17 protein-coding genes are annotated in these 15,912 nt (G+C 68.8%); 6 read left to right on the top strand and 11 right to left on the bottom strand.

The window, feature by feature from the left end:
- Positions 1 to 27 precede the first annotated feature (27 nt).
- The 4 genes from CEY15_RS10305 to CEY15_RS10290 all read right to left on the bottom strand — a co-directional run bounded on the left by CEY15_RS10305 (position 28) and on the right by CEY15_RS10290 (position 3,089).
- On the bottom strand, positions 28 to 564 hold the full coding sequence (locus CEY15_RS10305) for a DUF488 family protein (protein ID WP_095718361.1): 537 nt from the start codon (positions 562 to 564) through the stop codon (positions 28 to 30).
- On the bottom strand, positions 564 to 1,544 hold the full coding sequence (locus tag CEY15_RS10300) for a DUF808 domain-containing protein (protein WP_095718373.1): 981 nt from the start codon (positions 1,542 to 1,544) through the stop codon (positions 564 to 566). The genes CEY15_RS10305 and CEY15_RS10300 overlap by 1 nt, the downstream gene beginning before the upstream one ends.
- A 90-nt stretch (positions 1,545 to 1,634) precedes the next feature.
- Entirely contained in the window at positions 1,635 to 2,513 is an 879-nt protein-coding gene (locus CEY15_RS10295; RefSeq protein ID WP_017837146.1) for an oxygenase MpaB family protein, read from the bottom strand.
- A gap of 66 nt (positions 2,514 to 2,579) precedes the next feature.
- Positions 2,580 to 3,089, bottom strand: a complete 510-nt coding sequence (locus tag CEY15_RS10290; RefSeq protein WP_017837145.1) for an LGFP repeat-containing protein — start codon at positions 3,087 to 3,089, stop codon at positions 2,580 to 2,582.
- Between the two features lie 137 nt (positions 3,090 to 3,226).
- Here CEY15_RS10290 and CEY15_RS10285 point away from each other — a divergent pair, with 137 nt between their 5' ends.
- Entirely contained in the window at positions 3,227 to 3,706 is a 480-nt protein-coding gene (locus tag CEY15_RS10285) for a VOC family protein (RefSeq protein WP_017837144.1), read from the top strand.
- Positions 3,707 to 3,773: 67 nt separating this feature from the next.
- On the top strand, positions 3,774 to 3,986 hold the full coding sequence (locus CEY15_RS10280) for a hypothetical protein (RefSeq protein WP_095718360.1): 213 nt from the start codon (positions 3,774 to 3,776) through the stop codon (positions 3,984 to 3,986).
- A gap of 62 nt (positions 3,987 to 4,048) precedes the next feature.
- Here the strand turns inward: CEY15_RS10280 and CEY15_RS10275 are convergent, their stop codons facing one another.
- The 4 genes from CEY15_RS10275 to CEY15_RS10265 all read right to left on the bottom strand — a co-directional run bounded on the left by CEY15_RS10275 (position 4,049) and on the right by CEY15_RS10265 (position 7,865).
- Positions 4,049 to 4,741 (bottom strand): hypothetical protein, encoded by a 693-nt coding sequence (locus CEY15_RS10275; RefSeq protein WP_141244246.1) that lies wholly within the window; start codon positions 4,739 to 4,741, stop codon positions 4,049 to 4,051.
- A 46-nt stretch (positions 4,742 to 4,787) separates the two neighbouring features.
- Positions 4,788 to 5,402 (bottom strand): hypothetical protein, encoded by a 615-nt coding sequence (locus tag CEY15_RS18150; protein WP_141244245.1) that lies wholly within the window; start codon positions 5,400 to 5,402, stop codon positions 4,788 to 4,790.
- A 133-nt stretch (positions 5,403 to 5,535) separates the two neighbouring features.
- Positions 5,536 to 7,233 (bottom strand): fumarate hydratase, encoded by a 1,698-nt coding sequence (locus tag CEY15_RS10270; protein ID WP_095718358.1) that lies wholly within the window; start codon positions 7,231 to 7,233, stop codon positions 5,536 to 5,538.
- 65 nt (positions 7,234 to 7,298) lie between these two features.
- Complete coding sequence (locus tag CEY15_RS10265; RefSeq protein ID WP_017837142.1) at positions 7,299 to 7,865, bottom strand: protein-L-isoaspartate O-methyltransferase family protein; 567 nt, start codon at positions 7,863 to 7,865, stop codon at positions 7,299 to 7,301.
- A 130-nt stretch (positions 7,866 to 7,995) separates the two neighbouring features.
- Here CEY15_RS10265 and CEY15_RS10260 point away from each other — a divergent pair, with 130 nt between their 5' ends.
- From CEY15_RS10260 to CEY15_RS10250, 3 genes are all read left to right on the top strand, one after another.
- Entirely contained in the window at positions 7,996 to 8,982 is a 987-nt protein-coding gene (locus tag CEY15_RS10260) for an LLM class F420-dependent oxidoreductase (RefSeq protein ID WP_095718357.1), read from the top strand.
- A gap of 55 nt (positions 8,983 to 9,037) precedes the next feature.
- Complete coding sequence (locus CEY15_RS10255) at positions 9,038 to 10,330, top strand: acetyl-CoA hydrolase/transferase family protein (RefSeq protein ID WP_095718356.1); 1,293 nt, start codon at positions 9,038 to 9,040, stop codon at positions 10,328 to 10,330.
- Positions 10,331 to 10,434: 104 nt separating this feature from the next.
- Positions 10,435 to 11,133 carry a twin-arginine translocase TatA/TatE family subunit gene (locus CEY15_RS10250; protein ID WP_095718355.1) on the top strand — a complete coding sequence of 233 codons (699 nt, stop codon included), beginning with the start codon at positions 10,435 to 10,437 and terminating at the stop codon, positions 11,131 to 11,133.
- Between the two features lie 85 nt (positions 11,134 to 11,218).
- Here the strand turns inward: CEY15_RS10250 and aqpZ are convergent, their stop codons facing one another.
- From aqpZ to CEY15_RS10235, 3 genes are all read right to left on the bottom strand, one after another.
- On the bottom strand, positions 11,219 to 11,941 hold the full coding sequence (gene aqpZ, locus CEY15_RS10245; RefSeq protein WP_095718372.1) for an aquaporin Z: 723 nt from the start codon (positions 11,939 to 11,941) through the stop codon (positions 11,219 to 11,221).
- Positions 11,942 to 12,165: 224 nt separating this feature from the next.
- The gene (locus CEY15_RS10240; protein WP_176475076.1) at positions 12,166 to 12,894 is read right to left on the bottom strand and encodes an SIR2 family NAD-dependent protein deacylase; all 729 of its coding nucleotides are present in this window, start codon (positions 12,892 to 12,894) and stop codon (positions 12,166 to 12,168) included.
- A gap of 62 nt (positions 12,895 to 12,956) precedes the next feature.
- On the bottom strand, positions 12,957 to 13,637 hold the full coding sequence (locus tag CEY15_RS10235) for a hypothetical protein (protein WP_095718353.1): 681 nt from the start codon (positions 13,635 to 13,637) through the stop codon (positions 12,957 to 12,959).
- 351 nt (positions 13,638 to 13,988) lie between these two features.
- Between CEY15_RS10235 and typA the strand changes: the two genes are divergently transcribed.
- On the top strand, positions 13,989 to 15,911 hold the full coding sequence (gene typA / locus CEY15_RS10230; RefSeq protein WP_095718352.1) for a translational GTPase TypA: 1,923 nt from the start codon (positions 13,989 to 13,991) through the stop codon (positions 15,909 to 15,911).
- The last annotated feature ends 1 nt before the right edge of the window (position 15,912 follow it).

Raw genomic sequence — 15,912 nt, 5'->3', positions numbered from 1 at the left:
CTGGCTACGCCGATTGGGAGACACACCCTAGGCGACGCCGGCGTCCCACACCGGTTGACCGTGGTCGCCGAGCCGGATTCCCTCGCTCGGACTGTGCCCGGTGATCGTGCCGGTGTGCATGAGGTGTCCAACGGCCACTCCGTGGACCGTGGTGGTCACATCGGCCACGATCCTGCGATGGCAACGCCACCACACGGATTCCGAACACATGACCACTGTGCGACGGGCCCGGGCGTCCTCGACGACCCGCCCCAGCGCGTCACAGAACTCTGGGGTGCGGGTCCACTCGGAGTAGGCGCGAAACGCTTCCACGCGCCAACAGGTGTCCGGTGAGTCGCGGCGCTGCTCAGCCGTGAGGGTGCGGCGGCCCCCGAGGTGCTCTTCCCAGCGGTAGTCGATTCCGACGGCCCTGGTGAGCTCCCGGACCGCCCCCGTCGCGGCGGCGGGGTTGGCCCGGCTTCCGGGGAACCGGCGGATGTCCACCAGGAGTTCGATCCCGGCGCCGGTGAGCAACGCGCCGAGGTCGTCCCCGGCCAGCCGACCGTGCCCCACGGTGAGGAGCATCAGAGCTCCGCGCCCCCGGTCCCGGACCCCTCGGCGGGTGCGGAGCCGGACTCAGGCTCTCCCCGCCGTCGGGGGACCACGTGGGCGACGGCCACCACCACGGCACCGACGACCAGCCCGAACACCAGCGAGCAGAGGGTGTTGACCAGCCATCCGAGAACGCCCCCGACTCCCGCGACCGCGGCGGCGGGCTCCTCCAGGAGGTGGACCAGATGGTAGGGAGCGGTCGCCCCGAGCTCGTCCATTCCCACCAGCAGTATGTGTCCGCCGACCCACAGCATCGCGAGCATCCCGACGAACGAGATCACCTCGAGGACCGTCGGCATCGCCTTGACCAGGCCGTTGCCGAACCGCTGGGTACCGGGGGACGGCTTGCCGGCGAGATGCAGCCCGATGTCGTCCATCTTGACGATCACCGCGACCACCCCGTAGACGAGCGCGGTGATGAGTACCCCCACCACGACCAGGATCGCCGCGCGGATCCAGAAGGGCTCATCGGCCACCTCGTTGAGCGCGATCATCATGATCTCGGCGCTGAGGATGAAGTCGGTGGTCACCGCGCCACGGACCATCCGCTTCTCCGCGTCCGGGCCCTTCTCCACGACCGGCGTGGCCTCCTCGCGGTGTCCTGAGATCCGCTCCCACACCTTCTCGGCGCCCTCGTAGCAGAGGTACGCACCGCCCAGCATGAGCAACGGGGTGAGGATCCACGGTACGAACTGGCTGAGGATGAGGGCGAAGACGATGATGATCGCCTTGTTGCCCAACGAGCCCGTGGCGATCCGACGGATGATGGGCAGTTCCCGTGACGGCTCCACGTCGCGGACGTACTGCGGCGTCACCGCGGTGTCATCGACCACCACTCCGGCGGCCTTGATGCTGGCGCGTCCGGAGGCGGCCGCGATGTCGTCGGTGCTGGCCGCGGCCATCCGGGCCAGGACGGCGACGTCGTCGAGCAGGGCGGCGAGACCACCGGCCATGATCACCTCACTGGGGCGGGCGGGAGAAGTCCCCGCCGACGGGACTAGCCGAACCCCGGGCGGGTCGGATCGTCACAGGGTAGCCCCGAATCAGCCCTCCACGGCGTCCAGGACCCACCTGAGTGTCGACACTCCGGCCCGTCCGAGGAGCAGGGCCGCATTCCGGGAGCCGAAGGGGCCGTCTGGCAGGCCGAGCGACCCGCGTGCCCAGGCAGGTAGCGCCGCGACCGCGCCCTCACGGAGCATCGCGTAGGCGGGTCTCGCGGTCCATCCCACGGGCGGCTCGTCCAGCAGGAAGTGCCGGGCGTCGAGCGCGGCCGGGGACGCCTCGAGCTCGGGCCGGTACTCCTCGAGTGCTGCGGCGAGTTCAGCGACGGTCGTCGGGACGCTCCTCGCCCCAAGCATGATCCCGGTACGTGACGCCTGCCGCACGTACTCGTCCTGCCGCCCCGGCGTGAGAGGGGCGCGACCGTACAGGCGATGGCACTCGAGGAAGCTCCAGATCTCGGCCACGTGGACCCACCTCAGGAGGTGTGGGTCGCGGGCGTCATAGGGACGACCGCGATGGTCGACGCCGACCACGGACCGGTGCATGCCGTTGATCGCCCGGATGAGGTCGGTCGCGTCGGAGATCGTCCCGAACGTCGTCGTGGCGATGAACTGGGACGTGCGCTGGAGCCTGCCCCAGGGGTCCCCGCGGTAGTCACTGTGGTCCGCCACCCCTGCCATGGCCAACGGGTGCAGCGACTGCAGCAGCAGAGCCGTCAGTCCGGCGGCGAACATGGAGGCGTCGCCGTGCACCGCGTAGATCGCGTCCCCGGGAGAGTTCCAGCGATCGCCCTCGGAGTGCCAGATCCGTTGCCGTTGCTCGGCGGCGTCATCCCCGGCGATCCGGGAGCGCACCATCAGCCCGGCCCGGCGACGGGCAGCGGTCAGCAGTCGGGACGCCGTGGTCGTCGTCACCGGCATGTTGGGCACCACCTCGGGGGTCGGGCGTGAGGGCCACCCTACGCCCGGTGCGGCCGACGCCGACCGCTAGTCGAACTGCACCTCGGTGACCCCGTCGATGTAGGTGATGACCCCGCCCTCGAAGGTGGAGATCCATCCGCCATCGGTGGTGGCCTCGTCCGCGGTGGGGAAGCCCAACTCGCTGCCAGGCCCGCCTTCCTCGAGGTACGCGGCGAGAATCTCACCCTGCACCACGAAGGCGCGCCCCGTCGGGGTGAGGACGACCGCCCCGCGTTCGAAGTCCGTGATCGAACCTCCCTCTACATCTGAGGCGGGGCCGGTCGCCCGGCCCAGCTCGCCGGTCTCACCGCCGAGGTCGCGCCAGCGGTCCGCCACCGGCGCGGGGATGTCGATCATGGACTCGGCGGGCCCGGGAACAGGGGCGGAGGGCGTCGTGGTCAGTACCGCGGACGTGGTCGGTGACGCCCCCGCCGGCCCGGTCTGATCCTGTTGATCGTCCGACCCGCAGGCGGAGAGTCCGGCGGTGGCGGCGCCGGCGACAGCGACTGTGGCGAGGGCGCGCGTGATCATGTTCATGCACGCAGATCTTAGTCGCGGGCGGGTCGAGGCGGTTTTCGTTGCCGGATCGCGACGCGCCAGGGTGTTCCGCGAGGCGCGCGGCGGGTGGACACTGGATCCAGGCCACGCCCGCGCGGGCTGGAGAAGGGATCGAGATGACGACATTCGTCACGTGCCTGTGGTTGGACGGCCAGGCGGAGGAGGCTGCGGAGTTCTACTGCTCGGTCTTCCCGAACTCGCGCGTCATCGCGGTCGACGAGACGCCCATCGACACCCCGGGACCGAAGGCCGGCGAGGTCCTGACCGTGGAGTTCGAGCTCGACGGACGGGCATTCCTCGCGCTCAACGGCGGCCCGGGGGTCGAGTTCACCGACGCGATCTCGCTGGAGATCAGGTGCTCCGACCAGGCCGAGATCGACCACTACTGGGACGGCCTCCTCGCCGGAGGCGGACGAGAGATGCAGTGCGGGTGGCTCATCGACCGCTTCGGCGTGCGGTGGCAGGTCGCACCACACTCGCTGTACGAACTGTGGCGGTCGGGGGACCAGGCCGCCGCCGCACGGGCCTTCACCGTGATGATGGACATGGTCAGACTCGACGTGGCGGCTCTGGAGAGAGCTGCCCGGGGAGCCTGACGAGGTCGCCGCGGCGCGGACCCGCGCCATCGACCGCGCCGCCCGGAAGCTGTTCGGGATTCAGGTCGTGGACTCGAACACCCGGGAGCCCGGCACGGCCATCGTGGCGGACCTGACCGAGGTCTCCCTGTTCACCGACTGCCGAGGCGTCATGGCCGAGTGGAACGGGCAGAGTCAGAGCGCATTCGAGTCCAACCTGATCCGGCTCCGCGTCGAGGGCCGGCTCGGACTCGGTGTGGGCAAACTCCAAGCGGTGAGCGAGAGCCAAACCGCCGACTGACCCACCCGAACAGCAGCGCCCCATCTCCACGAAAGCGGCTAAAAGGTGGGGCGCTCACCTATTCAGACGGTCTCATCGGGCAAACCATCTGCCGCGATCCCGTTGTCCGCTTGATCTGTCGTCTCGCGGGACGCATCCGGAAGAATCCTCGTTGTAGGCCCGGGATCCAGATTGGCATGCAGCCCCTCCACTAATTCCATGAACCAACCAAGGTCGGTTACGTACTTGTCTACGGCGTCGTGCAGCGCATCGAACTCGGGTGGCGCGTCGTCGGTGTTGTTGAGTCTCTCCATGATCCCCCCGACTGACTTCTCCAACAGATCCAAGTGCTCCCTCACCTCTTGGTTCGAATTGAGCAGACGAACTCTCAGTGAGGCGCTGAACGCTTGTCGCCCGGTACTGCATGCTTTATCCAACAGCTTCTTCGACCGATTCTGGGCTTGTGCGCGGCCAGCTCCCTGGAGACTCGCAGCCTCTTCTACCTGATATATCGTCTCGGACGCGTCAGCGACGAACTGGGAAGCGGGCGCCAGCAACTCTGCCAATGCCTCCCGAAGTTTCTCAGCCTTGCGTTCGGACGCCTCCCGCATCCAGCGTTTGTCGGCCGCGTCAATCTGTTTCGTGGTGTTGGTCGCCTGTATGCGCTGGGTTACGACGGTGCTGGTCACCGCACCGACTACGCCGACGATGCCAACGAGAGCAGTCAACATTGCCCCCCAGCCGTCGGTCCAGTGGTGTCCGAATAGCCAATCCATGGATGGATCGTAGCGGGCGGCTCCGACTACTGCGCCCTACCTCCGCTCAACGGTCAGGAGGTGGGGCGCTCTCGTCACTGAGCGGCAAGCTACAGACCTCGCGGGAGGCTTGCTTAAGTGCGACGAACGCCTCGTCTACTTCGGCTGACGCCTGTTGGTGAATCATCACTTGATTAGTGCCTTGCTCAGGTATCCGTCCTGAACTCTCAGTCACCCCAGAAATCGCTTCTCGCAGTCGCTCCAACCGCGTGTCGATTAGCTCATCTCGGACGAGTAGTTCCGCGCGAGTGATCGCAACCTCTACTTCATGAGACACTCCAGTGACGTGGTTAAGCGCGTCTAGGAATTCGTCCGAAAAGGCGGGCTCCTCGCTAATGTTCAGTTCGCGTACCGCGTGCAGGCGTGCATGGGCGGCGAGAGACTCTAACGCTACATTCGCCATTTTGGGTTGGAGCGACAGAACGGTAGCTAGGGCTTCACGCGCATTCGTTTGGTGTCGCTCTGCGAGCTCTAGTCGGAACCGCTGGTCTGCAGCATCAATCTGAAACAGCGTGTTATTCGCGCTGTACCGCTGCGCCAACCACACGCCCACCAGAGTGGCGACCGGAGCCACCAACAATGTGAGGAAGTCCCGCCAGCCGGGCGTCCAGAACAGGTCCATAGCGGGATCGTAGCGGGGCGCTCCGACAGGCGGCGTGCCCCCGCTCTGATGTTCGAGCGAGGGCACGGGGAGGGCACAGAAACCCGCTACGGAACGCTATCGATGGCTACAGCGGGCTATGCTTCGTTGCCGGTCAGAGCCCGGGGCGCTTACCGATCGTCAGCGTGACCTCGCCGGTGTGGGCGAAGAAGTCCTCGCCCTTGTCGTCGACCACGATGAACGCGGGGAAGTCCTCCACGTCGATCTTCCACACCGCCTCCATGCCGAGCTCCTCGTACTCGATCACCTCGACGTGCTTGATGCAGTCCTGCGCCAGCCGCGCCGCGGGGCCGCCGATCGAACCGAGGTAGAACCCGCCGTGGGTCGCGCAGGCATCGGTAACCTGCTTCGACCGGTTCCCCTTGGCCAGCATGACCATTGATCCGCCCGCCGCCTGGAACTGCTCGACGTACGAGTCCATACGGCCGGCGGTGGTGGGACCGAACGACCCGGACGGCATGCCCTCCGGGGTCTTGGCGGGGCCCGCGTAGTAGACTGGGTGGTCCTTGAGGTACTGGGGCATCTCCTCGCCGGCGTCGAGCCGCTCCTTGATCTTGGAGTGGGCGATGTCGCGGGCGACGACCAGGGGACCGGTGAGAGACAACCGCGTCTTGACCGGGTGCTTGCTCAGCTCGGCCAGGATCTCGGGCATGGGCTTGTTGAGATCGATCTTCACCGCGGCACCCTTGCCGGTACCGGACACGCCGTGGGTCGCGGCGTCGAGCTCCGCGTCGGTGGTCGCGGGCAGGAACCGGCCGGGGTCGAACTCGAGCTTCTCGAGGAACACGCCCTCCGGCGTGATCTTGGCCTTGGCCTGACGATCGGCGCTGCAGGACACGGCGATCGCGACGGGGAGCGACGCCCCGTGGCGGGGGAGCCGCACAACGCGCACGTCGTGGCAGAAGTACTTGCCGCCGAACTGCGCTCCGATCCCGATCTGCTGGGTCAGTTCGAAGACCTTCTCCTCCAGCTCCACGTCGCGGAACCCGCGGCCCGACATGGCGCCCTCACGGGGGAGTTCGTCGAGGTAGTGGGCCGAGGCGAGCTTGGCGGTCTTGACCGCGAACTCGGCCGAGGTCCCGCCCACCACGATGGCCAGGTGGTAGGGCGGGCAGGCCGCGGTGCCGATGGAGCGGATCTTCTCCTCGATGAACTGCATCATCCGCTCGGGATTGAGGATCGCCTTGGTCTCCTGGTACAGGAAGGACTTGTTGGCCGATCCGCCGCCCTTGGCCATGAACAGGAACTTGTAGCTGTTCTCGTGGCCGGGAGTGGTGTCCGCGCCGATCTCGATCTGGGCCGGGAGGTTGCTCCCGGTGTTCTTCTCGTCCCACATGGTCAGGGGGGCGTTCTGCGAGTATCGCAGGTTCAGGCGGGTGAACGCGTCGTACACACCGCGAGCGACCGCCTGCTCATCCGGGCCCGGGGTCAACACGTGCTGACCGCGCTCGCCCTTGACGATCGCGGTGCCCGTGTCCTGGCACATCGGCAGCACCCCGCCGGCGGCGATGTTGGCGTTCTTGAGCAGATCCAGAGCGACGAACTTGTCGTTGTCACTGGCCTCGGGGTCGTCGAGGATCTTGGCGACCTGGGCGAGGTGGTCCGGGCGCAGGTAGTGCGAGATGTCGTGCATCGCCGTCTCGGTGAGCAACCGGATCGCCTCGGGGTCCACGCGCAGGAACGTCGTGCCGTCCGGGCCCTCGACCGTGGACACGCCCTCGGTGGTCAGGAGGCGGTACTCGGTGGTGTCCGCACCGACCGGGAGGAGGTCCTCATAGACGAACTCGGGCATTGACGCTCCTGATTCCTGAGACGCGGCTAACACTCCGGTCCAGGGTAATCGCCCGATCGCGCAGGTCAGAATCGGGTGTCCCGCAGGGGGACGAAGCGGTATCCGCCGTGGTCGGTGACCTCGAGGTCCCCTGTACCGCGCCGTACCCGGTGCATGACGTCCCCCCAGGGCGCGACCATCACGCCGCCGTCGGCGAGCTGATCCACCAGATCCCGCGGGAGGGCATCGCCCATGGCCGAGACGAGGATCCGGTCGAACGGGCCGTGCTCCGGCAGACCCAGCACGCCCGGCCGGGCCTGGTGAACCGACACCCAGGACTGGGGGATCGCCGCCCGCGAGCGCTCGACCAGCTCAGGCACCAACTCGACCGCGAACACAGCAGACTCCGGGCCGCCGAGCTCTCCGAGGATCGCCGAGGTCCAGCCGCTGCCGGAACCGACGTCGAGGACCCTCATCCCGGGGAAGGGTTCGAGAAGGGTCAGCATGTCCGCCACGGTGGAGGGCTGGGAGTTGGTCTGCCCGAAGCCGATGGGCAGCGGCGCGTCGCGGTGGTGCTCGCCCGCGACCTCCGGCGGAAGGAACCGGCGACGGTCCTGGGCGCGCATCGCCCGGCGGATCTCCGAGGTGGGCATGACGGCCTCCGTTCACCGGGGGTGTGGGTCCGAGGGTAGACCTCTGCGGGGTCCTGACGACGACGACACCGGGGCCCCGGGCGCGGGTGAACGGCTCTCCGCGCTCCGAAGGCGGCACTAGTGTCGTGGCATGCGCTTCGGACTCTTCCTGCCCCAGGGCTGGCGACTCGACCTGGTGGATGTTCCTCCCGCCCGTCACTGGCCGATCATCACCGACCTCGCCACCCGCGCGGACGCGGGCCCGTGGGAGTCGGTGTGGGTGTATGACCACATGCACACCGCGCCGCTCACCACGGGTGAGGCCACCCATGAGGCCTGGACCCTGATGTCCGCGCTCGGGGCGGCGACCTCCCGTGTCCGGCTCGGTCAGATGTGCACGTGCCTGGGGTACCGCAACCCCGCGCTGCTGGCGAAGATGGCCTCGACCGTCGACCACATCTCCGGCGGTCGAGTCGAGATGGGGATCGGCGCCGGGTGGTACGAGCACGAGTGGCGGGCATACGGCTACGGCTTCCCCTCCGCGGGCGAGCGGATCGCGATGCTCGACGAGGGGGTGCGCATCATTCGCGACGCCTGGGCCGACGGGGTCGTCTCGTTCGACGGCGAGCACTTCCGCGTCGAAGACGCCATCGTGCAGCCCCGGCCATTGCAGGACGGCGGCATCCCGATGTGGATCGCCGGCGGAGGCGAGCGCAAGACTCTCCGGATCGCCGCCCGCCACGCCGACTACACCAACTTCGACGGCACCCCCGAGGGATTCGCCCACAAGTCGCAGGTCCTCGCGCGACACTGCGCCGACCTGGGTCGGGACCCGTCCCAGATCACGCGCACCGCGAACTACAACGTGGCGGTGGGGGAGACGGAGAAGGACGTCGCCGACAGGCTCGCGTTCCTCCGCGACCGGATGGCCCGCCACGTCGGCGAGGACGAGGCGGAGCGGCAGCTCGGTGCGTACCGTGGCCTCCCCGCGGTGGGCACGCCCGAGCAGATCGTGGACAAACTCCGCGAACTCGAAGGTCTGGGGATGACCTACGGCGTCTTCTACTTCCCCGAGATCGCCACCGACACCTCCGGCCTCGAGCTGTTCGAACGAGAGGTCATCCCGGCCCTGGCGTGACCCGGGGCCCGAGCCGACGTCCCCACGATCCTTGACGACCGGAGTGTGACCCGCGATGAAGGACATCCACTACGAGGAACTGCCGCCCGAGGCGGTCCTCGATCACGTCACGCCGGGGATGCACATCATCTCGCCGATCCAGAACGCGGCGCCCCCGGCTCTGCTGCGCGCCCTGGACGCGGGCGCGGAGGCACTCGAGAACGTCACCGTCCACCACATGGACCCCTGGGAGTCGCTGCCGTTCATGGAGGGTGCGTACCCCGGCAGGCTCAGGCACGTGGACTACTTCCTCGGCCCGGGGTCTCGGAAGAACTTCCACGAGGGCAGGTGCGATCTGGTGCCGGTCGACTTCGCCCAGGTCCCCGCGACACTGCGGGAGTTCAGCCCTCCCGGGCTCGCGATCACCACGGTGTCCGAGATCGACGAACACGGGTTCTTCTCGATGGGCACCAACGCCGACTACGTGGCGTCCTTCATCGGACAGGTGCCGTTCTTCGTCGAGGTCAACGCCGCCATGCCGCGGACCTTCGGGCGGAATCACATCCACATCTCCCAGGTCGTGGGGGTGACCCGGAACGACGCGCCGATGATCACCATCGACCCGCCGGTGCCCGGTGAGATCGAGCACGCGATCGCCGATGTCATCGCCGAGCGGGTGCCCGACGGGGCCTGCCTGCAGCTCGGCGTCGGCAAACTCCCCAACGCCGTGCTGTCCCGTCTCACGGGACACGAGAACCTGGGCATCCACACCGAGGCGCTGTCGGACGGGGTGATGGACCTCGTGGACGCCGGCGTCATCGACGGTTCGCGGAAGACCGGTAGGCCGTACAAGCACGTCACCACCTTCGCGGTGGGGTCACAGAAACTCATGGACTGGTTGCACAACAACCCCTCGGTCGCCATGTTGCCGGTGGACATCGTCAATGACCCGCGGGTGATCGGCCAGGAGCACAATCTCCACTCGATCAACGCGACGAGCGAGGTCGATCTCTACGGTCAGGCGGCGTCGGAGACCATCGGGGGTCGGTACTGGTCCGGCGCCGGTGGGCAGGCGGACTTCGCGAGGGGGTGCAGGTTCTCGCCCGGTGGCCACGGGTTCATCGTCACCCCGTCCCAGACCTCCCGGGGGATCAGCCGCATCACCCTCTCGCTGACGCCCGGCAGTCCCGTGACGACCCACAAGAACATCATCGACAGCGTGGTCACCGAGTACGGGATCGCCACGCTCAGGGGTCGGTCGGTGTCCGACCGGGCGGCCGCGCTGATCGCGATCGCCCACCCGGATCACCGCGACCGTCTGAGTCGGGAAGCCCGCGAGGTCGGCCTGGTGTCGCGAACCCTGCATTGACAGGGGCCGGACCACCTCCGGCGTCCGCGCGCCCACCGGTGGCAGGTGGTCAGGCGGGGGGCTACGTTCCGGGTGGAATGTGACCCATGGAATCGGAGGCTGTTATGGACCCCATCATCTGGATCGTCATCGGGGTGGTCGCCCTGGTCGTGATCATCGCACTCATCGCGCTGGCCACGAAGAACAGCAACCGCAAGAAGCTGGGCGAGGCCGCCGAACTGCGGAAGGACGCGCGCGAGCGGGAGCAGCAGCTCGAACGCCAGCACTCCGTCGCCCGTGAACAGGAGCACCGCGCGGGCGCGGCGGAGCAGGAGGCGAAGGCGAAGGCCGCGGAGGCGGACCGGCTCCGCGCGGAGGCCGAGCAGCATCGTTCCGTGCTCGACGAGCAGCGTCAGGACGTGCGGCGCATGGAGGAGCACGCCGACAAGCTCGACCCCAAGCACCGCGCCGACGCGCCGGTCGGTGACGCCGGCCCGGACCGGGCCGCGGACCGCGAGTCCGTCGGGCACGACAGTCGGACCGATGCCCGGAGCACGGGCCAGGCCGACGCCCGGACCATGGGCAGGACCGACGGACTCGGGGTCGCTACGCCGACCGACGGACTCGGGGTCGCTACGCCGACCGGGTCCGCCGGCTCCGACGCCGGCGGTCGGCACTCTCAGCCCGAGGGGCTAGACGGCCTCGACGAGGGTCCGGCCGGGCGTCGCCCCCAGGACGTGGATCCGGCCGCCCACCCGGAGAACGAGCCGGGCGTCGTGGACAAGATGCTCGGTCGGACCGGCCGGGACGACCAGACGCGCTGACCCCTCGGGGTCTTCAGCGGAGCTCGGGCCCGCGGGACGTGGTCCCGCGGGCCCGTCGCGTCCCGGTGCTCAGGTCTCGGTGGGGTCAGACCCGGTCCCCCGGAGCCGAGGCGATCTTGACCCGCTCGCCGAACAGCGGACCGTACAGGGCACCGGCGATGAGCGCGCCGAGGATCGGGGCCACCCAGAAGAGCCACAGCTGACCGACGGCCCCGTCTCCGTTGAAGAACGCCACGGCGGTGGAGCGGGCCGGGTTGACCGAGGTGTTGGTGATCGGGATCGAGATGAGGTGGATGAGCGTCAGTGTCAGACCGATCGCCAGCGGCGCGAATCCGGCGGGTGCCCGGCGATCCGTGGCTCCGAGGATCACCCAGATGAAGATCGCGGTCAGCACGACCTCGATGATCAGGGCCGACAGCAGACCGTAACCGTCCGGGGAGTTCGACCCGTAGCCGTTCGCGGCCATGTGCCCCGTCGCCTCGAAGCCCGCCTTGCCCGAGGCCACGACCAGGATCAGAGCGCCCGCGACGAGGCCACCGAGGACCTGGCTGACGATGTAGACGGGCGCCTTGGACCAGGGCAGGCGCCCCGCGATCGCCGCGCCGATGGTGACGGCGGGGTTGAAGTGGCCTCCCGAGAGGTGACCGAGCGCGTACACACCGGTCAAGACGGTCAGGCCGAAGGCCAGGGAGACCCCGAGATAGCCGACGCCCACGGGAACGTCCCCGGTGTCGGCGGTGGCCACCTGGACGGCAGCGAACACCGCGGTGCCGCACCCGCCCAGTACGAGCCAGAAGGTGCCTATCATCTCGGCCGCGATCACGGCCGTCCCGGGAGGCGTGGCGGGGGAAGCGTCGGGTGGAGTACTCGGGGACGTGTCGGACATGAGCTGACCTCCGGTCGTGATCTCCCGGGGACGGGAGGCGGGACCGCGATGTTGACGACCCTCGCGGGAAAGACGCTAGCGCGGCGGTGAGGATCCCGCGCCTGTTCGGCGACGCGTCGCATCGCCCAGGCGATGCGACCCCGCGGTCAGGGCGCCAGGAGAGACGGCAGCGCCTGAGCGGCGGTGGCGCGCAGGTGCACGCTCGCCTCATGCGGGAAACCCGGGGACCCGGGGTTCACCTCGACCAGCGGTACTCCCCGGTCAGCGGCGAGGCCGGGGAGCGACGCGGCGGGGTGGACGAGGCCGGAGGTTCCGACGACGAGGACCGCGGATGCGGTCGAGATCGCGGAGACGGCGGCGTCCCAGGGCTGCCGGGGGAGCATCTCCCCGAACCAGACCACGCCCGGTCGTGCCCGCCCACCACACCGGGAGCACGACGGCGGGGCGAGCCGGTCCACGGGCTCTGACGGCGCGGGGCCCACCTCGATCGCCGTGCCACACACGTCGCACCGGTGGGCGAAGAGGCTGCCGTGGAGATGGTGGACATCGGCGGTCCCGGCCCGTTCGTGCAGGTCGTCCACGTTCTGCGTCACCACGGTCACGCGGCGCTCCCCGGCGGCCCGCGCGATCGCGAGATGTCCGGCATTCGGCTCGGCGGAACCGACGAGGTGCTCGCGCCAGCGGTACCAGGCCCACACCGCATCCCGGTCGCGGTCCCAGGCATCAGGTGTGGCCAGCGCGGCGGGGTCGTGGCGGGCCCACAATCCCGTCTGCGCGTCCCGGAAGGTGGGAACCCCGCTCTCCGCGCTCATTCCGGCACCCGTGAGAACGACGAGAGGCCCGCCGCCGGCGAGGGCGAGACGGGCCTTGCTCATGTCGGGGCCCAAGTCGGGTCCCATGTCGGGGTGGGGACGGTCGGGCCCCACGCCGCGGGGGGTCACGGGACGAACGCGGATCCCACCAGCGGCAGGGAGACACAGTTGGAGGTCCCGCCACCGGCGAGGGTGGTCGTGACGCCGCCCTGCAGGAGCATCAGCACCTGGCCCGGACCGGTGTCGGCGACGCCGTTGAGGGTCGCCGGCCCGCCCTCGTTGATCCCGTTGTAGCTGAGTACGGTGGTTCCGCGTCGACCGTTGTTGATGTTGAACCAATCCACGGTCATGGGCTGCACCTGCTGCGGGGCGACGCCCTCGGTGCCGAGGGCGGTGAAGACGAAGCCGAGCTGGCCACCCGGGATACCGGGCAGGGGAAGCCCGGCGGGACCCGGCACGGCGGTCGCGGCCCCGACCGCGGTCTGCTCGCCGTCGATGCAGTTCTGCATGATCGTCGGGTAGGCGAACTGGGCGATCACCGGCCCGTTCTCCGGGATCGGGGTGCCCGGCTCGCCGGACCCGCGGAAGAACCCGACCAACCGGGCGATGGTGCCCCGGGTCTCCTCAGGGATCCACTGCTGCTCGGAGAGGTTCTCGATGGCCTGCAGCACGGGCTCGGTCGGCCGCCCCAGCTCGTCCAGGGACTGGGCGCTCGCGGAGGCGGGGACTGCGAGAGACACCGCCATGGCGGCGGCGGCACCGAGACCGAGGGTCCTGAACGAGTTCCTGAGCGAGTGGCGGATCACTGGCGAGTCCATTCTTCGGATGAGGCGGACGGACCGGTCGGCGGGCCGACCAATCGACGGCTCGATGCTCTCACAACGGTGACAGGTGTAATACCGGAGGCCCGAATGCTGTGGCTTCTGGGACAAGTGTGACAGATGGGAGCTGTGATGTAAATAACACTGCACTGTCCGGTGGGTCCCCCGCGTGCTCACGATGTCGGCTCGGGGACCGATACGGGTAATGTGGATGCGCACGCGCGCCCGACCGGCCGCGCTTGTGGATCACGCGGACGTCCCGCAGATTCCCACCACGCGCCCCGCGGCCACACAGTCGCCCGCGGCGCCGAAAGCTTCTGAGGGAGAACCCACCGTATGGCCCTGACCGAGTTCCGCAACGTCGCCATCGTCGCGCACGTCGACCACGGCAAGACGACACTCGTCGACGCGATGCTGCGCCAGTCCGGAGCATTCGACGAACGCGCGGAGCTCGTGGACCGGGTTATGGATTCTGGCGACCTCGAGCGCGAGAAGGGCATCACGATCCTCGCCAAGAACACCGCCGTGCGTCGACCGGGCGCCGGGGCGGGTGGCGCGGACCTGGTCCTCAACATCATCGACACCCCCGGCCACGCGGACTTCGGTGGTGAGGTGGAGCGTGGCCTCAACATGGTGGACGGGGTGGTCCTGCTCATCGACTCCTCCGAGGGACCGCTCCCGCAGACCCGTTTCGTGTTGCGCAAGGCGCTCGCCGCGTCCCTGCCCGTCATCATCGTCGTCAACAAGACCGACCGGCCGGACGCGCGCATCGACGAGGTGGTCGAGGAGGCCCAGGACCTGCTGATCGACCTGGCCTCGGACCTGGAGGACCCCGCCGCCCAGGCGGCCGCGGAGCATGCTCTCGAACTCCCCGTGGTCTTCGCGTCGGGTCGCGCGGGCAAGGCGTCCACCACCCAACCCGCGAACGGCCAGGAGCCGGACGCGGAGAACCTCGACGACTTCTTCAAGCTCCTCTACGAGGTGATCCCCGCGCCCCGCGGCGACGCCGACGCGCCGCTCCAGGCCCACGTCACCAACCTGGACGCCTCCAACTTCCTGGGACGCATCGGCCTGGTGCGCATCCACAACGGGCGTCTGCGCAAGGGCCAGCAGGTCGCGTGGATCCACCACCTTCCCGACGGCGAGACGGAGACGAAATCGGTCCGCATCTCGGAGCTCCTGGCGACCAAGGGCGTCGAGCGCGTGCCCACCGAGGAGGCCGTGGCCGGTGACATCGTGGCGGTGGCCGGGATCAGCGACATCATGATCGGGGACACCCTCGCCGATCCGGAGAACCCGGTCGCGCTCCCCAAGATCACGGTCGACGAACCGGCGATCTCGATGACCATCGGCGTCAACACCTCGCCGCTCGCCGGGCGGAACGGCGGCAAGAAGCTCACGGCCCGGATGGTCAAGGCGCGGCTCGACCAGGAACTGGTGGGCAACGTCTCGCTCAAGGTCATCGACACCGAACGTCCCGACGACTGGGAGGTGCAGGGCCGCGGCGAGATGGCGCTGTCCATCCTCGTCGAAACCATGCGCCGCGAGGGTTTCGAGCTCACCGTCGGCAAGCCCCAGGTGGTCACCCGCCGGATCGACGGCAAGGTCCACGAGCCGATGGAGCACATGACCATCGACGTGCCGGAGGAGTACCTCGGTGCAGTCACCCAGCTCATGGCCGCCCGCAAGGGTCGCATGGAGCAGATGAGCAACCACGGCAGCGGATGGGTCCGGATGGAGTTCACCGTCCCGGCCAGGGGCCTCATCGGTTTCCGCACGACCTTCATGACCGAGACGCGGGGAGCCGGCATCGCCAACTCCGTGTCGGCCGGGTACGAGCCCTGGGTCGGGGAGATCCGCTCGCGGCACACCGGCTCCCTCGTGGCGGACCGCGCCGGCAAGGCCACCGCGTTCGCCCTGTTGGGTCTGGCAGATCGCGGAGACTTCTTCATCGAGCCCGGTTCCGAGGTGTACGAGGGGGTCGTCGTGGGTGAGAACCCGCGCTCCGAGGACATGGACGTCAACATCACCAAGGAGAAGAAGCTCACCAACATGCGTGCGGCGTCCTCCGACGCGACCGAGACGTTGTCCAAGCACCGCAATCTCTCGCTGGAGGAGGCCATGGAGTTCTGCGCAGGCGACGAGTGTGTCGAGGTCGGACCGGAGGCCGTCCGCGTGCGCAAGGTGCTGCTCACCGCCAACGAGCGGGCCAAGGCCCGCAGCAAGTCCAAGTCCCGCGAGCAGCAGTCGGTCAGCTGAC

The sequence above is a fragment of the Dietzia natronolimnaea genome (assembly GCF_002289575.1).
In the GTDB taxonomy this organism is placed as follows: Bacteria; Actinomycetota; Actinomycetes; order Mycobacteriales; family Mycobacteriaceae; genus Dietzia; species Dietzia natronolimnaea_A.
The sequence above is the reverse complement of the archived record's forward strand: the minus strand, read 5'-3'. Positions and strand labels throughout refer to the sequence as shown.